The organism is Mesorhizobium erdmanii USDA 3471, assembly GCF_000472705.1.
GTDB lineage: Bacteria > Pseudomonadota > Alphaproteobacteria > Rhizobiales > Rhizobiaceae > Mesorhizobium > Mesorhizobium erdmanii.
On record NZ_AXAE01000018.1, the window covers coordinates 99,503 to 113,444 of the forward strand.

The window sequence follows — 13,942 nt, forward strand, 5'->3', positions numbered from 1 at the left end:
CGCTAACCCTCGATTGATTCGAGGATTTTCTTGATAACACTAGTCGCAACCGGAAGCGCCAGCTCCTTGCCGAGGAATTTGATCTTCACAATAGGCTTTTCTTCCCCTGAAGCTTCCCCTTTCTGGGCACGTTTTTCGCCCGACTGCTTAGACGTAGCCGCAGCAATGATCTGGTTGATGCCGTAAATGAGCGCGGAGGCATAGGTCTTTGCCATAGCGGGATCAGTCGCGATGTCGATGATCCATTGAAGCGCCGAAAGATCGCCTTGCGCTCCAGGAGGCGCCGGCCGCTCCTTTGGCTTAGGTGCCTTTGTGCCCGCGGCGGCAGCGAGTTTGTCTAATTCCGCCTGAATATTCGCAACGAAAGCATCACGATCCACGCCAGCGGTAGCGGACCCGCCAGTATCCAAGATGACTTCAATCTTCATTGCCGCCCCATTTTCTTAAGTTTTGCTCTCGCTTGCGCCACCACTGGTCTATAGCCTTGCGGGAAAGAGCATTCCATCCGATCCTTGCGTGTGAGTGGGAATATCCCCAGCCCTTCTGCTACCTGTCAGATGACAAACGACGCCTGAGTCGTTGCGCCGCCGTCAACTCGGCTTCTTCATCTTCTTCATCGTCCCGGTCGGCTTCGGCGTCCCTCGACAACATGATGAGCGCAAAGCCATCCCGCTGCAGCAGCACCTGTTCATAGAGCGGAGCTGGCTTGCGGCCCCTTTCAACGTGGGTCCATACGCCGGCGTCGGTCTCGTCGATATCGCTCGCCACGCCCAATTCGTGCTTGCGGCGCCGCAGCAGGGAGTGGTCTGGAACGAGGGTCCCTCGTGGCGCGGTGAGGTTGGGAAATTTCAGCGGATCCCGATAATCGCGAAGGATCTTGCCGTTTTGCGTCACCACCAAGGCTACGGGTTCCTCACGGAAGCGCACATAGGCCCTGCCGGCGGCCTCCTTGCTGACGTCATACTTCGTCGCGATGCTGGAGAGCTGCCGGATGTCGGGGTCCTTGCCGACGGCGACGTCCACGCGCAGGCGCGGCGGCGGCATCAATAGCTGGGACGCGAAGCGATTGGCCTCCACCTCCATCCGCAAGCGCCGATCAGCCTCGCCGCCCTTGAGTTCCATCATGTCCTTCAGTCTGCAAAGGAAGCGCCCCTCCGCCGATGGCAGGTGGGACGGCATCAAGAAATGCCCCAGTTCGTGCGCGATGGTGAAGCGGCGCCTCTGCCGTGGGCTCGCCTCGTTGTAGAGGATCGTGCCATTGAATTTGTCGGCCGTCGTGAGAAGGCCGCCCTCATAGCCGGCCGTCGTCAGCGGCACGATCTCCAGGATGTCGAGCCTGAGGCAGAGTTCCTCGATCGGAACCGGAATCGCCAGGCCCGGCTCATGCTTGAAGATGTCAATGACGAGGCGTTCAGGACTGGCCGCATCGGCCAGGTCGATGCGGCTTATCTTCATGTCTTGGACCTGCTCGCCTTCAGACGTTCCGCAAGCAGGGCTATGGTTTCGAGGTCTGCGGGATCAAGGTCACCGAGATTGCGATAGAGCGCCACCAGTTTCTGCTCTTCCTCGTCAGCCGATGGGTTCTCGCCGACCAACTCGGCAATGCCGGTCTTGTAGTAGTCCGCGAGGCTTTTGAGCAGCGCGAGCGACGGGTTCTTGCTCGCGCCGCGCTCGAGGTCCCAGATATGTGCCTTCGACGCACCGACCGCGTCGGCGACATCCTGCAAGGATTTTCCGCTGCGAACGCGCAGCTGTTTCAGTTTTACCGCCAGTTCCACCATCCAGTCTTTCTCCAGAGTCAGCAGCGGCGCACTCGCTTTCGCGGCACGCCGTCTGATCAGGCATTACACCATCATAACACAAAACTTGACGCAAGCCTTGTCGTAAGATATAGTTGTACGCATCTGTAGCAAACGAACCTTAACGGAGACTTTCATGGGCAAAAATCAACATGTCGTACCTCGCGACGGACAGTGGGCGGTGCTCGGCGCCGGCAACAGCCGCGCCACCTCGCTTCATCCGACCCAGGCCGGTGCGATCGCCTCGGCAAGGGACATCGCCATCAACCAGCACAGCGAGGTGGTGATCCATCGCCCCAACGGGCAGATACGCGACGCGAACTCCTACGGCAACGATCCCTTCCCGCCGCGCGGTTAGCGGCTTCAACAAAAGGATATCCTAAAATGCAGACCCAGGAGAACGAAAAGGGCAAGGACAAGACCGTCACCATAATTGTTGATGGCAGCCCCTACGAGGTCCCGAAGAAGGACACCATCACCTACGCCGAGGTGGTGACGCTGGCCTATCCCGATTATCCGCAGCACCCCGAGATCACCTACTCGGTAACTTACACCCGCGGCGACGGCCACAAGCCGGAAGGCATCCTGGCTCCGGGTGGCAGTGTGAAGGTCAAGGAAGGAATGGTCTTCAGTGTTAATCGAACTGGCCAGTCATAACGACGACATCCGCGGCCTGCTTGAAAAGGGCTATGCCCTGAGGGTGGACACATTGCACCTCGTGGTCCGGGACGTTCCGTACCTCGACCACGAGGGCGCGCTTCAGACCGGGTCCATTGTCGCCAAACTCGTCCCTGTCGACGAGCATCACTACGTGCAGGATGACCACCAGGTCTATTTCGCCGGATCGGCCCCATACGGCCTCGAAGGTCAGCCCGTCGCCAACCTTGCCGGCGGTGCAACGACCATTCCGCTGTCGCATGACGACGTCGTTGTCCAGAGGTCGTTTTCCAACAAGCCCGAGGGCGGCTTTGCGAACTTCCTCTACAAGATCGAACACTATGTCGCTTTGATTTCCGGGCCGGCGATGGAACGGTTTCCCCAGGCCAGCCCCCTCACCTTTCGCGTCGATCCCGACATCGTGCCGGACTCCGTGTTCAAGGTGCATGACTCCCTGACCAGCCGCGCCGAGATCGCCGATCTCGCCAGCGTCTTCAAGGACGAGGTTATCGCCGTCATCGGGCTTGGTGGCACCGGCTCCTATGTTCTGGATTTCATGGTCAAGACCAGGGTCAAGGAGATCCGCGGTTTCGACGGCGACCTGTTTTACCCGCACAACGCGTTCCGGTCGCCTGGTGCCCTGGATCTCGACGACTGGCAGAAGTCCAAAGCCTCTGTTGCCGAAAAGCGCTACACGAACTTTCGTCACGGACTGTCCATGCGGCAGGTCTATATCGGCGCCTCCTCCACGGCCGAGCTTGAGGGAGTGACGTTTGCCTTCGTTTGCGTGGACAAGGGCTCCGCCCGCGCCGCCATCTTTGAGCTTTTGACGGGGATGGGAATACCTTTCATCGACGTCGGCATGGGTCTCAATCGCAAACAGGGCCCGTTGGCGGGCACACTGCGCGCAACCTATTTCAGTGTCGAGGACGCCGAAAAGGTTCGGGCCATGAACCTGGCCGAAACGGTGGATGACCCCGACAACGCCTACCGGCAGAACGTCCAGATCGCGGAGCTGAACGCCATCAATGCCGCCATTGCCGTCATGATGTACAAGCAGCGGCGCGGCTTTTACGTCGACGACAGTTCGGCGTACCATTTGCTCATGGACACGACCACGCTCAGGATCATGTCGGAGCGCGACACATGACGGATCTGGCGCTCCGGCACGTCCAGTACGTGCCAAAACAGCTCGAGCCGGGCATCCTCTACGTGTCCAAGGAGTTTGCAGTAGCCGTTCATCTCTGCGCGTGCGGCTGCGGCAACAAGGTCTCGGTCCCGCTTGGCCCCGCCGAGTGGACGCTGTCTGAGCGCGGCGGCCGCGCAACACTGCGCCCCTCGATCGGCAACTGGCAGCTGCCTTGCCAGTCCCACTACCTGATCACCGACGGTCGGATCGACTGGGCGCCACGCTGGAGCGAGGAGCAGATCGCTGCCGGCCGCCGATCGGAAGAGAGGCGGCGGGAAGCTTACTTCAAGACACGTGAGCCGAAGCGTAGCCTTGTCGGACGCCTTTGGGACGTGTTGCTCAAACTGCTCGGATGGCGCGGATGACGACGACATCGCCCGAAGTTGTGCCGTCGCCTTGGAAAGACGGGCTGGTCCCGATGGTTCATTGTCCTGGATGTCACGGGCTCTACAGGGACGTGCACCGCCCGTGTCCGGTTTGCCAGCGTCAAATGCAGCCAGATGCGGTTCCCGAGTTGAACGGCTGCGTCGACGCCCCACGGTACACTTTGCCTGGGGCGGCCCCCTACACAATCTTCGTGCTGCTCGACTTGATGCGGAACGAATGGGAGCGGCCGCTCACCGTCACGAACGGGATGTCTGGGCGCGTTTCCCAGCGGCTGATCATCGTGATTCTGTTCTGGACGGTCTTTGAGGTGTTGATGGAGCGGTTTTTCGAGGCCGCGTTCGCGGACGATCCCGAGAACAAGGAGCTTCGCCGGACGCCCAACATTGGGCAAAGGCTGGACAGGGTCTACCGCGATCGCTGGGGCAAGACCTTCTGGGACGACCTGGCCGACATCGGCTACCCCGAGGTGGCACGGCACCTTCAGACCGTTCAGCATCGGCGCAACGCTTTCATCCACGGCGACGCCGAAGCGATCGACGAGGCGTTGGTCACCGCGACGGTCGCAAATTTGCTGGACGTCCAACTGGCCTGGATCGCTCTGTTCAACAAGCGCTGTACAGGCAAGCAGAACAAGATCCCGGCGTGGGCGTTCAAGCCGAAATCGTAATCCGGGGGCTGAACATTTGCCCGCAATCGTCAAATTTTCAGGCGGCTCCCGGTTTGCGTAAATTTTCCAAAACGGCCTTGCGGACCGCCCCGGCAAACCGCGCGCGGCGCTCGGCATTTGCGACGAGCGCGTCCCGCAGCGTTTTTGGCAACTCAAGCTGCACGCCTGCCCGGCCGATTCCGCGGTTGCAGATGTTGTTTTTGTGCTCGCCAGGCAGGCGATGGCCTGAGGTGATGGCCTTGAAGCCCGCTGCCTCCAGGACCACCGCGATAGCGTCGCGCAACTCCTTGCCCAGGCCGCCGAGCCAGATCGTTTCGGGATCGTCGCCGTCCGCGCGGCCGTGCATGCCGATGGCGAGCTGGGCCTTGGTGACAAGCTGGACGCACTGTTTTTCGTCGAAATATTCGGATGGTATATGCAGCTCGCGATGCGGTCGTTTCGGCTTGAGCCCTTCAAACAGGTAGAGCGAGAAATCCTCTCCCGCCACGGCGGTCGCCAAATGAGACGTGCCATACTCAATCCAGCCGCCATGTGGCGCGACAATTGCCACGGCCGAGGCTCGATCCAAAACCAAGAAAGCGTAGTCGACACCCTGCGTCTTGTCGGCTGCGAGATCAGCGAAAGCCATGTACTCGCCGTTTCGGGTTTTCTGCACGATGCCTGAAGAGTTCATCGCCACCTCCCTGTCTATCTGTTTGGGCCCATCGCTAGAGCGAAGGGACCTGACCATGTCCTTAGGGCCATGAGTGCCCGGACCGCAACAAGACGGTCAAGCCGTGGCGGTAGCTCAAGCCCCTGACGATCTTGCGGACAATCCGCAACACCCGGGATCGCGACCCGGATAGATTATGTAACGCTCGCCGGTTTCGTGCTCGATCGGACTCAACCCGACGGAACTCATGAGTTTCGTTGGGTTCCCAGGCGATGACGTCCGGTTCTTCTTCGAGACGATCACGGCCAAGGCGCAGTGTTTGACCGGACCGGAGGTCGAGCTTTCGCCTGGCGATGATCGCTTTAGCTCACGTTTCCATTTCGGCCGTGACTACAATCCCAACCTCTCCAACGACGGGATCGGCAACAAGGGGTTGTCACGGCCTCCAGGGCTCAGCGGCTCGACAGTCTGGAACACCTGTTTCGTTGAGGCGAAGGTGTGCGGTATTGCCTGGACACCTGAGATGGCAAAGGTCACCGGGGCAGTTTGGGGCTGGCCGTCCAACTTCGGCTGCCTTGTCGCGACCGGGCCGAGTATCTGCGCAGCTTCCTGTTGTCCGCGCTCGCGGAGTCCAGCTGAATGGCGCCTCGACAGACCCCACTTAGCCGACGCGAACCATGCAACGGTCGATCAATTTGTCCGCGAAAGTGATCCTCGGTTTTCCGGCCGTTTCCTCAATGCCGTAGGTAAACACCTGGATACCGGCTTCCTCGAGGGCAGCGGCCATGATGGGTTTCAATGGATCGTCCGGAATTAGGAGTACGGTGGTCGGCGTCGAAGCGATGCCGATAAGACTTGGATAGAGTCGAAGCTGACCGACGCCTTCATAGATCGCATCGGCGGACGTGCTCGTCTTAATCTCGATGAGCAAGTTTGCCGGTTCGATCATCGCGTCCACGCAGAAACCATTTCGTTTAGGTTTGCGCAGTTCCTTGCCAACGACCTTCTTTAGTTCAGCGAAGACATGCCCTTGCAGTGCCTTCACCTCAAAGGTGCCGCCTGGACGGGTCGATTTCGTGACGCGCCACTTCTCATCCATGCCATAGGTCACGATGGTCTCATCTTCGACAGGACGTGGCTCACCACCGCCGGCCCTGCTCCGAGCACGGACGCACGCGTTGGCAAAGGCTGCGGTCTGCGCGACGATGTTCTCTGGCGCGGCGCTGACATCGGCCACGACATAGAAATGGCGTGCCGAGCGTTCGCCTTTCACGATCAATGGCACCTCAGCCAGCCCACTAAGCTTGGCGAAGTCGTCTTTGATAAAGCGCGACAGGTTGTTCTTCTGGAGCCTTCCCTCGCGAAGCAGAAGAAGACGTCCGAGGTCGTCGCAACCCAGGACTGTTGTCGGCCCTTTGTCGTGGCGGGACGCTTTCGGCTGCACAATCTTGACGACGCCGTCCCCATATTCTGGATCGGCTCCAAGCATCACCTGTGTGGTGATATCGCCCTCCTCGCCGTGGCCATAGTTCGTGAACACTACCCCGGTGCCCTGGATGACCCACCCATAATCCTTGGCAAGAGAGTTGGCGGTCAGGGTGCTAGCCCAATGCCGAAAGGCGCGGCTGCAGGCGCGCTGGTTAGCGACGATTTTGATCATGATCCCCCGGTGCGTCTCTACGCTGCATGTCTCGTCGGCTTATAGTGAAAGTGCGGAATATCCTAGGTAGCTGGGGCCGAGGCTGGGAACGCCGAACGAAAGCCGCTGCGGGTAGAAGCAGTCCGACCGAGCGGCCAAAGCACGCCAAGGGAGCGTCTACTTGAAGTCCCGTGTCTTCACTTTGATAGGTTCGACTGTCAATGTCGGGTCGACGAGATCGCGCGGTCTGAACCCTTTCGGCAGGCTGCGTGGATCGAGACCGGGGCCGCCATGATGGGCTTCATCGCCTCGCCCATGCGGAAGTGGAAAGCGCTCCTCTCGGTTGCCGACGCTGGCGAGTTCACCCGAGAGGTCGGTGAGCTGATGGGCGACGAGGTGAACCACGTCGCCCTCACGCTGAATCTTGCCCCGGACAGCGAGCATCGAGGAGGAGAGCAGAACCCGGCGGAACTTCTCGAACACTTTGACCCAGACCACGACATTGGCCGCGCCGGTCTCATCCTCCATGGTCAGGAACATCACGCCCTTGGCCGAGCCGGGTCGCTGGCGGACGAGAACCAGGCCCGCCGCCTCCAGCCAGCGACCGTCGCGGGCCTGCATCGCCTCGGTGCAGGTGAGGATGCGACGCCGGGTAAGGTCGGCCCGCAGGAACGAGAGCGGATGACTGCGCAGGGTGAGACCAACGTGACCGTAGTCCTCGACAACTTCCCTTCCGGTCGTCATCGCCCGTAGCGCCACGGGGGGCTCGTGAATTTCCGAGACGGTCTGCTGTTCACGCGCCGAGGCGGCGGCAAAGAGCGGCAGGGGCTCATCGCGCAGTCCCTTGAGCGCCCATAAGGCTTCGCGCCGCGCCAAGCCGAGGCCGGGACGGAAGGCATCGGCCTCGGCCAGTTGCACGAGTGAGGCCGCCGGCACGCCGGCGCGCTGCCAAAGATCGTCGATCGAGGCAAAGGGCTCGTCAGTCCTGGCTGTGACGATCACGGCCGCATCGGCATTGGCCAGCCCCTTGACCAGTCGCAGGCCGAGGCGGACCGCGAAGCGTCCATTGTCGCTCATCGGCTCCAGCGTGCAGTCCCAGCGGCTGGCATTGATGCAGACAGGCCGGATCTCGACGCCATGGGCCTGGGCGTCGCGCACGATCTGGGCCGGCAGGTAGAAACCCATCGGCTGGGAATTGAGCAGTGCACAGCAGAAGACATCGGGATGATGGCATTTCATCCAGCTCGACGCATAGGCAATGAGCGCGAAGCTGGCGGCGTGGCTCTCGGGGAAGCCATAGCTGCCAAAGCCCTCCAACTGCTTGAACGTGGTCGCCGCGAATTCCGGCGTATAGTCATTGGCGATCATGCCGCCGATCAGCTTGTCGCGGAACTTGCTGACGCCTCCGGTGTGCTTGAATGTCGCCATGGCACGGCGCAACTGGTCGGCCTCACCGGCGGAAAATCCCGCGCACACCATGGCGACCTGCATGGCCTGTTCCTGGAACAGCGGTACACCCAGAGTCTTGCCGAGCACGCGCTCGAGTTCAGGAGTTGGGAACTCCACAGGCTCCTTCCCTTCCCGGCGGCGCAGATAGGGGTGGACCATGTCGCCCTGGATCGGACCCGGCCGAACGATAGCCACCTCGACGACGAGGTCATAGAAGGTGCGCGGCTTGATGCGAGGCAGCATCGACATCTGGGCGCGGCTCTCGATCTGGAAGACGCCGATCGTGTCCGCCTTGCGGATCATGGCGTAGGTAGCCGGGTCCTCGGCGGGAATCGTGGCCAGGTCGACCGTGACCCCCTTGTGCTCAGCGAGCAGGTCGAAACTGCGTTTCATGCAGGTCAACATCCCCAGTGCCAGGACGTCGACCTTCATGAATTTGAGGATGTTGATATCGTCCTTGTCCCATTCGATGACCTGGCGATCGACCATGCGGGCCGGCTCGATCGGCGCCAGGTCGTCGAGCCGGTCATTGGTCAGGACGAAGCCGCCGGGATGCTGCGACAGATGTCGGGGCGTTCCCTCGAGTTGCTGCGCCAGTTCGAGGGTGAGGCGGAGGCGGCGATCGGCCAGGTTGAAATTGAGCTCGCGGGCGCGGGTTTCGTCGATGCCCTCGCCGTGGCCCCAGACTTGGGAGGAGAGCAGCTTGGTGACGTCCTCGGGCAGACCGAGGGCCTTGCCGATATCGCGAACGGCGCCCTTGGTGTGATAGCGCACCACGGTCGAGCACAGCGCGCTGTGGTCGCGGCCGTAGGTCTCGTACACCCACTGCATGACGATCTCGCGCCGTTCATGCTCGAAGTCGACATCGATGTCCGGGGGTTCGTTGCGCTCCTGCGAGACGAAGCGCTCGAACAGCAGATTGTTGCGCTCGGGATCGATGCTGGTGATGCCCAAAACATAGCAGACGGCCGAGTTGGCGGCCGAGCCTCGCCCCTGGCAGAGGATGTCGCGCGATCGCGCGAATTGCACGATCGCATTCACCGTGAGGAAGTAGGGCGCGTATTGCAGGATCTCGATCAGGCGCAGCTCGTGCTTGATGAGGGCCACCACCTTGTCGGGCACGCCTTCGGGATAGCGACGCTCCGCCCCTTCCCAGGTGAGTTGTGCCAAAGCCTGCTGCGCCGTCAGCCCCGGCAGCATCTTCTCTTCGGGATATTGATAGGCGAGCTCATCGAGGGAGAAGCGGCATCGCCGTGTGATCTCGATGGTGCGCGCGAGGGCTTCCGGGTAGCGTGAAAACAGCCGCGCCATTTCCTCGGGCGGTTTGAGATAGCGGTCGGCATGACGCTCGCGCCGGAATCCCAACTCGTCGATGGTCATGTTGTGGCGGACGGCCGTCACCACGTCCTGCAGGACGCGCCGGCCCGGTTCGTGGAACAGAACGTCGTTCGCTACGACCGTCAGCACCCGCATTTGGATGGCGAGGTTGGAGAGTTCGTGCAGGCGGAACTGGTCGTTGGGCCGGCGACGCAGGGTCAGCGCCAGGTAGGCGCGGTCGCCGAAGGTCTCCCGCAGCCGGCGTAGCTGCAGGGCGCAGGCGTCGTCGGCGCGGTCGGGAACGAGGACCGCGATCAGGCCCTCGGCATAGTCGGCCAGATCATGCCATCCGAGGTGGCATTTCGCCTTGCCGCCACGCTTCTTGCCCAGGGTCAGCAGTCGGCAGAGCCGGGAATAGGCGGTCCGGTCGGTCGGATAGACCAGTACGGATAAGCCATCGACCAGATCGAGGCGGCAGCCGACGATCAGCCGAACGCCAGTGTCCTTGGCAGCCTGATGGGCACGGACGATACCGGCCAGCGAATTGCGGTCGACCACCGCCAGGGCCTCGATGCCGAGTGCGGCGGCCTGCGCGAACAGCTCGTCGCAAGAGCTGGCGCCGCGCAGGAACGAAAAATGACTGGTCACCTGCAATTCGGCATAGCGCGGGGCGGTCATGCGAAGACCCCATGCAGGAACCATTTATGCGAGCCAGTCTCGGGATCCTCGCCATCGCCGGAGCGGTAAATCCAGAAGCGGTCTCCGGCCTCGTCCTCGACCTGGAAATAATCGCGGACCGCGATCACCTCGGCATCGCGCTGCCACCATTCGCCGAACACGCGCTCGGGACCGTCGGCGCGCGTGACCCGGCGCCGGATGCCCCGCCAACTGAACCAGACCGGCGGGTGATCGGGCAGCAGGGCCATGGTTTCGATCGGCTCGGGATGCGTGAGTAGGCGCGGCGGGCGCGGCCATTCGCCCGGCCAACTTATCCCATCATCGGGAGCCGTCGCTGCAACGCGGCGAACCGAGCGTTCGGGCACGTCGCTCTCCACAGGGGAAAACCGATAGAGACGCTGTTCGCCGATGCGGTTGGTAAGCGTGTCGATGAGATCGGTGATGTCGGGCTCCGGCTCCTCGACCAGCGAAGAGATGATCTGCTTGGCGCCGAAGGGCTCGGCGAGGGTTGCGGTCAGCGTCATCAGTTCGATGCCGAAGCCGGGATCCACGGTCTCGATGCGGTCGGTCAGAAGTCGGGTCAGTCGTTTGACGTCCCGTACCGGCACCGCCGTACCGACGCGAATGGCCTCGATGCGATTGTCGACGCGATGGAACAGCAGGTCGAGCCGGCGAGCGCCGAGCCCCTTGGGCTCGAGCGCCTCGCAGAGCGCCGCGACAAGCTTGCCAGCATAGCGGGCAATGGTCTCGGCAGCGCCGATCGGCTCGCCGAATGCCCGACGCACCTCGATGAGTTCGTCGGAGCGGATGGGCTCGAAGGGTTCGCTGCGCCGGCCTGTTGCCTGGTCTAGGCGGCGGCCGAGCTCCGGCCCGAAGCGCAGGGTGAGAGAGGCACGCGGCGCCGCATCGACTTCGCCAACACGTTCGAAGCCAAGCGTTTGGAGCCCGTGAACAATATCAGGGGGCAGACGCAGCGCGACGATCGGCAGACCGAGCATGATGGCCGAGGATCGCTCCACCGGCGCGACAAAGGTGGGTCGGGCGAGGTAGCGGGCGCAGGCATGAGCGGCGCCCCACGTGTCCGCGACGGCGGCGCGTGCCTCGATGCCGGAGACGGCCATGCGCGACACCAGCCCCTCGAGCATCGTCTCCTCCCCGCCATGCAGATGGTCGGCGCCTGTCGTGTCGATGATGAGCCCGTCGGGCGGATCGGCGGCAACGATCGGAGCATAGCGCAGCGACCAGAGCGCCATTCTATCGAGCGCCGCGGCATCGCCCGCTGCATCCAAGTCGAAGCTCTGCAGGTTGGGTACCAGCACCTGGGCCTTGCTCCCCGGTATGCCGACACGCAATCCCGCCGCCCGCGCCGCTGTATCGAACGCGAGCACGAGCCGCCGGTTTCCCTGCCGGCCGAGCATAACGATCGGGGTTTCAGCCGATGGCGCGGACTGGCCCATGGCGCGCCGCAGGCGATCGGTCGGCCAGGCCGGAAAAAAGAGCGAGACGACCCTTGGCATCGCAGGCTTCCACTTCAAAATCGGCGCTTTCTCCAGCCCGGACCCGGATCAGCTCAAGCTGCCAGCGAGCACGGCCGACGCCCGGTACCGGCAAAGGGCGGGAGGGAAGCGCGGTGACCCGCCAGCGGGTGACCGCGGCGGTCGGTTGTCCAAAATCGGTTGCCTCGGTCTGCCGCCGCCAGCGGCGGATGGCGATGCCCACGGCGCCGGAGGTCTCGGCGGCCAGTTGCAGCCGGCGAGAGGCGGTCATGGAGAGGCGGGCCAGTTCCGCGACGACCGCGCCTAGCCCACCATGGCGAAGCCCTTCCTCGAAACAGGCGAGCACGGCGGCTTCGTCGCCAGCCTCGACATAGACGACACGGCCGGGCAGCAGCCCGGCCTGCGCGAGCGCGGGGGCAAAGAGATCCTGCCGGGTGACACACCAGAGCACCTTGCCCTTGGTGCGAGCGGCAATGCCGGCGGCAAACAGCGCCGCCGCGGCGCCATCGATCGCTCCGTTGCGGCCGCCGGCAATCTCATGCAACGCCCCAAGCACCAGCCCGCCTCCCGGCAGCACCTTGTCGATTGCGGGCACGCCGAAGGGAAGCGTCGCGCGGTTGCGCGCCGGCCCGCCTTCGAGGCGCGCGATTCGCTCGCGAAGCGCAGCGATTGCGGGGCTGGCGGCCGGCTGACCCATGGATAAATCACTCTCAAACAGTCTTCCCAATGGATTTCGGGGCTGGTATGTTCCTTATTTGTTCTCTTTGGCGTCCAAGAGTCAATTGGACTCGTTGCGTCGCTTCGAGAGTTGATCTCGAGCTGCCGTTGAGCGAGGTGCGGTCTATCTTGATATGCGGCAGGTGATGCAGGGATGGCGAAGTGGGCGAGCGAAGCGACAGGGGCCAAAGAGCTGATGCGCCGCGGGAAGCCACGGCCATCCTTCGCAAGATCATCCATGTCGACATGGACGCCTTCTTTGCCTCGGTCGAACAGCGCGACAATCCGGACCTGCGCGGCAAACCGGTGGCAGTCGGCGGATCCGCAGCGCGGGGTGTCGTAGCCGCTGCCAGCTATGAGGCGAGAAAGTTCGGGGTGCGATCGGCCATGCCCTCGATTACCGCGAAGCGCAAATGCCCTGAACTGATCTTCGTGCCGCCGCGCTTTGACGCCTACCGGGCCGTCTCCCAGCAGATCCATGCGATCTTTGCGGAGCACACGCCCCTGATCGAGCCGCTTTCGCTCGACGAAGCCTATCTCGACGTCACCGACAATCTGCTGGGCATACCGGTCGCCACCACGATCGCGGAAATGATCCGCGCGAAGATCAAGTCCGAGACCGGCCTGACGGCCTCGGCCGGCGTCAGCTACAACAAATTTCTGGCCAAGCTCGCCTCTGGACAAAACAAGCCCGACGGGCTGTTCGTCATTACCCCGAAGCTGGGACCGGATTTTGTCGAGGCCTTGCCTGTCCGGAAGTTTCACGGCGTAGGTCCGGCGACCGCCGATAAAATGGCCCGGCTCGGCATCGAGACTGGCGCCGATCTGTGCGCACAGAGCTTGGCGTTCCTGGAAGAGAAGTTCGGGAAGGCCGGCCCATACTATTACTGGATCGCTCGGGGTATCGACGAACGGCCGGTGCGGGCCGATCGGGAGCGCAAGTCGGTGGGGGCAGAGGATACCTTCGCGAGCGACCTGTTTGATCTCGAAAGTGCTCGCAAGGAATTGGCGCCGTTGGTCGGCAAGGTCTGGCGCTATTGCGAGGAAAGATCGATCGAGGGTCGCACGGTGACGCTGAAGGTGAAATTCGCTGATTTCCAGCAGATCACGCGCAGCCGCACGGTCTTCGGTTCGATCAGGGACGAAGCCGATCTCGCCACGATTAGCGGCGCACTCCTCGATCAGGTATTCCCCGTCAGCAAGGGAATACGCCTGCTCGGGGTGACGCTTTCGAATTTGAGGGGAGCGCGAGCCGAGGCAGATCCGCAGATGTCGCTGACGATCTAGGACTGGCT

The 13,942-nt window shown here is 62.5% G+C and carries 14 protein-coding genes; 6 read left to right on the top strand and 8 right to left on the bottom strand.

Annotated elements, in window-relative coordinates:
- Positions 1–2: 2 nt before the first annotated feature.
- From A3AU_RS0115460 to A3AU_RS0115470, 3 genes are all read right to left on the bottom strand, one after another.
- Complete coding sequence (locus tag A3AU_RS0115460; protein ID WP_027053650.1) at positions 3–428, bottom strand: hypothetical protein; 426 nt, start codon at positions 426–428, stop codon at positions 3–5.
- Between the two features lie 118 nt (positions 429–546).
- Entirely contained in the window at positions 547–1,455 is a 909-nt protein-coding gene (locus A3AU_RS0115465; protein ID WP_027053651.1) for an ImmA/IrrE family metallo-endopeptidase, read from the bottom strand.
- Complete coding sequence (locus A3AU_RS0115470; RefSeq protein WP_245235496.1) at positions 1,452–1,781, bottom strand: helix-turn-helix domain-containing protein; 330 nt, start codon at positions 1,779–1,781, stop codon at positions 1,452–1,454. The genes A3AU_RS0115465 and A3AU_RS0115470 overlap by 4 nt, the downstream gene beginning before the upstream one ends.
- Before the next feature lie 154 nt (positions 1,782–1,935).
- Between A3AU_RS0115470 and A3AU_RS0115475 the strand changes: the two genes are divergently transcribed.
- The 5 genes from A3AU_RS0115475 to A3AU_RS0115495 are packed head-to-tail and all read left to right on the top strand — an operon-like array spanning position 1,936 to position 4,699.
- Complete coding sequence (locus A3AU_RS0115475) at positions 1,936–2,157, top strand: DUF2188 domain-containing protein (protein WP_027053653.1); 222 nt, start codon at positions 1,936–1,938, stop codon at positions 2,155–2,157.
- A 26-nt stretch (positions 2,158–2,183) separates the two neighbouring features.
- Positions 2,184–2,456: a multiubiquitin domain-containing protein gene (locus A3AU_RS0115480; RefSeq protein ID WP_027053654.1), complete on the top strand. Its 273-nt coding sequence runs from the start codon at positions 2,184–2,186 to the stop codon at positions 2,454–2,456.
- A complete protein-coding gene (locus A3AU_RS0115485; RefSeq protein ID WP_027053655.1) occupies positions 2,431–3,606 on the top strand; it encodes a ThiF family adenylyltransferase in 1,176 nt (391 codons plus the stop codon). The genes A3AU_RS0115480 and A3AU_RS0115485 overlap by 26 nt, the downstream gene beginning before the upstream one ends.
- Positions 3,603–4,010: a ubiquitination-like system serine protease family protein gene (locus A3AU_RS01000000135530; RefSeq protein ID WP_032917428.1), complete on the top strand. Its 408-nt coding sequence runs from the start codon at positions 3,603–3,605 to the stop codon at positions 4,008–4,010. Before A3AU_RS0115485 ends, A3AU_RS01000000135530 begins: the two co-directional genes overlap by 4 nt.
- The gene (locus A3AU_RS0115495) at positions 4,007–4,699 is read left to right on the top strand and encodes a hypothetical protein (protein ID WP_154674601.1); all 693 of its coding nucleotides are present in this window, start codon (positions 4,007–4,009) and stop codon (positions 4,697–4,699) included. The genes A3AU_RS01000000135530 and A3AU_RS0115495 overlap by 4 nt, the downstream gene beginning before the upstream one ends.
- 37 nt (positions 4,700–4,736) lie before the next feature.
- On the opposite strand, the gene A3AU_RS0115500 is transcribed toward A3AU_RS0115495, so the two are convergent.
- From A3AU_RS0115500 to A3AU_RS0115520, 5 genes are all read right to left on the bottom strand, one after another.
- Positions 4,737–5,372 carry a poly-gamma-glutamate hydrolase family protein gene (locus tag A3AU_RS0115500; protein ID WP_161633513.1) on the bottom strand — a complete coding sequence of 212 codons (636 nt, stop codon included), beginning with the start codon at positions 5,370–5,372 and terminating at the stop codon, positions 4,737–4,739.
- Positions 5,373–6,012: 640 nt separating this feature from the next.
- Positions 6,013–7,011, bottom strand: coding sequence for a hypothetical protein (locus A3AU_RS0115505; protein ID WP_027053658.1), 999 nt, complete (start codon positions 7,009–7,011; stop codon positions 6,013–6,015).
- A 156-nt stretch (positions 7,012–7,167) separates the two neighbouring features.
- Complete coding sequence (locus A3AU_RS0115510) at positions 7,168–10,434, bottom strand: error-prone DNA polymerase (RefSeq protein ID WP_027053659.1); 3,267 nt, start codon at positions 10,432–10,434, stop codon at positions 7,168–7,170.
- Positions 10,431–11,951 (bottom strand): Y-family DNA polymerase, encoded by a 1,521-nt coding sequence (locus tag A3AU_RS0115515; RefSeq protein WP_027053660.1) that lies wholly within the window; start codon positions 11,949–11,951, stop codon positions 10,431–10,433. The genes A3AU_RS0115510 and A3AU_RS0115515 overlap by 4 nt, the downstream gene beginning before the upstream one ends.
- Complete coding sequence (locus tag A3AU_RS0115520; RefSeq protein WP_027053661.1) at positions 11,866–12,627, bottom strand: ImuA family protein; 762 nt, start codon at positions 12,625–12,627, stop codon at positions 11,866–11,868. Before A3AU_RS0115520 ends, A3AU_RS0115515 begins: the two co-directional genes overlap by 86 nt.
- A 182-nt stretch (positions 12,628–12,809) precedes the next feature.
- Here A3AU_RS0115520 and dinB point away from each other — a divergent pair, with 182 nt between their 5' ends.
- Positions 12,810–13,934: a DNA polymerase IV gene (gene dinB, locus A3AU_RS01000000135535; protein WP_051355372.1), complete on the top strand. Its 1,125-nt coding sequence runs from the start codon at positions 12,810–12,812 to the stop codon at positions 13,932–13,934.
- The last annotated feature ends 8 nt before the right edge of the window (positions 13,935–13,942 follow it).

Bases quoted from the DNA above. Each gene is read 5' to 3' on its own strand.
- A3AU_RS0115495 (WP_154674601.1), top strand. From the start codon at position 4,007: ATGACGACGACATCGCCCGAAGTTGTGCCGTCGCCTTGGAAAGACGGG.
- A3AU_RS0115520 (WP_027053661.1), bottom strand. From the start codon at position 12,627: ATGGGTCAGCCGGCCGCCAGCCCCGCAATCGCTGCGCTTCGCGAGCGA.
- A3AU_RS0115465 (WP_027053651.1), bottom strand. From the start codon at position 1,455: ATGAAGATAAGCCGCATCGACCTGGCCGATGCGGCCAGTCCTGAACGC.
- A3AU_RS0115505 (WP_027053658.1), bottom strand. From the start codon at position 7,011: ATGATCAAAATCGTCGCTAACCAGCGCGCCTGCAGCCGCGCCTTTCGG.
- A3AU_RS0115460 (WP_027053650.1), bottom strand. From the start codon at position 428: ATGAAGATTGAAGTCATCTTGGATACTGGCGGGTCCGCTACCGCTGGC.
- A3AU_RS0115480 (WP_027053654.1), top strand. From the start codon at position 2,184: ATGCAGACCCAGGAGAACGAAAAGGGCAAGGACAAGACCGTCACCATA.
- A3AU_RS01000000135530 (WP_032917428.1), top strand. From the start codon at position 3,603: ATGACGGATCTGGCGCTCCGGCACGTCCAGTACGTGCCAAAACAGCTC.
- A3AU_RS0115470 (WP_245235496.1), bottom strand. From the start codon at position 1,781: ATGGTGGAACTGGCGGTAAAACTGAAACAGCTGCGCGTTCGCAGCGGA.
- A3AU_RS0115500 (WP_161633513.1), bottom strand. From the start codon at position 5,372: ATGAACTCTTCAGGCATCGTGCAGAAAACCCGAAACGGCGAGTACATG.
- A3AU_RS0115515 (WP_027053660.1), bottom strand. From the start codon at position 11,951: ATGCCAAGGGTCGTCTCGCTCTTTTTTCCGGCCTGGCCGACCGATCGC.
- A3AU_RS0115510 (WP_027053659.1), bottom strand. From the start codon at position 10,434: ATGACCGCCCCGCGCTATGCCGAATTGCAGGTGACCAGTCATTTTTCG.
- A3AU_RS0115475 (WP_027053653.1), top strand. From the start codon at position 1,936: ATGGGCAAAAATCAACATGTCGTACCTCGCGACGGACAGTGGGCGGTG.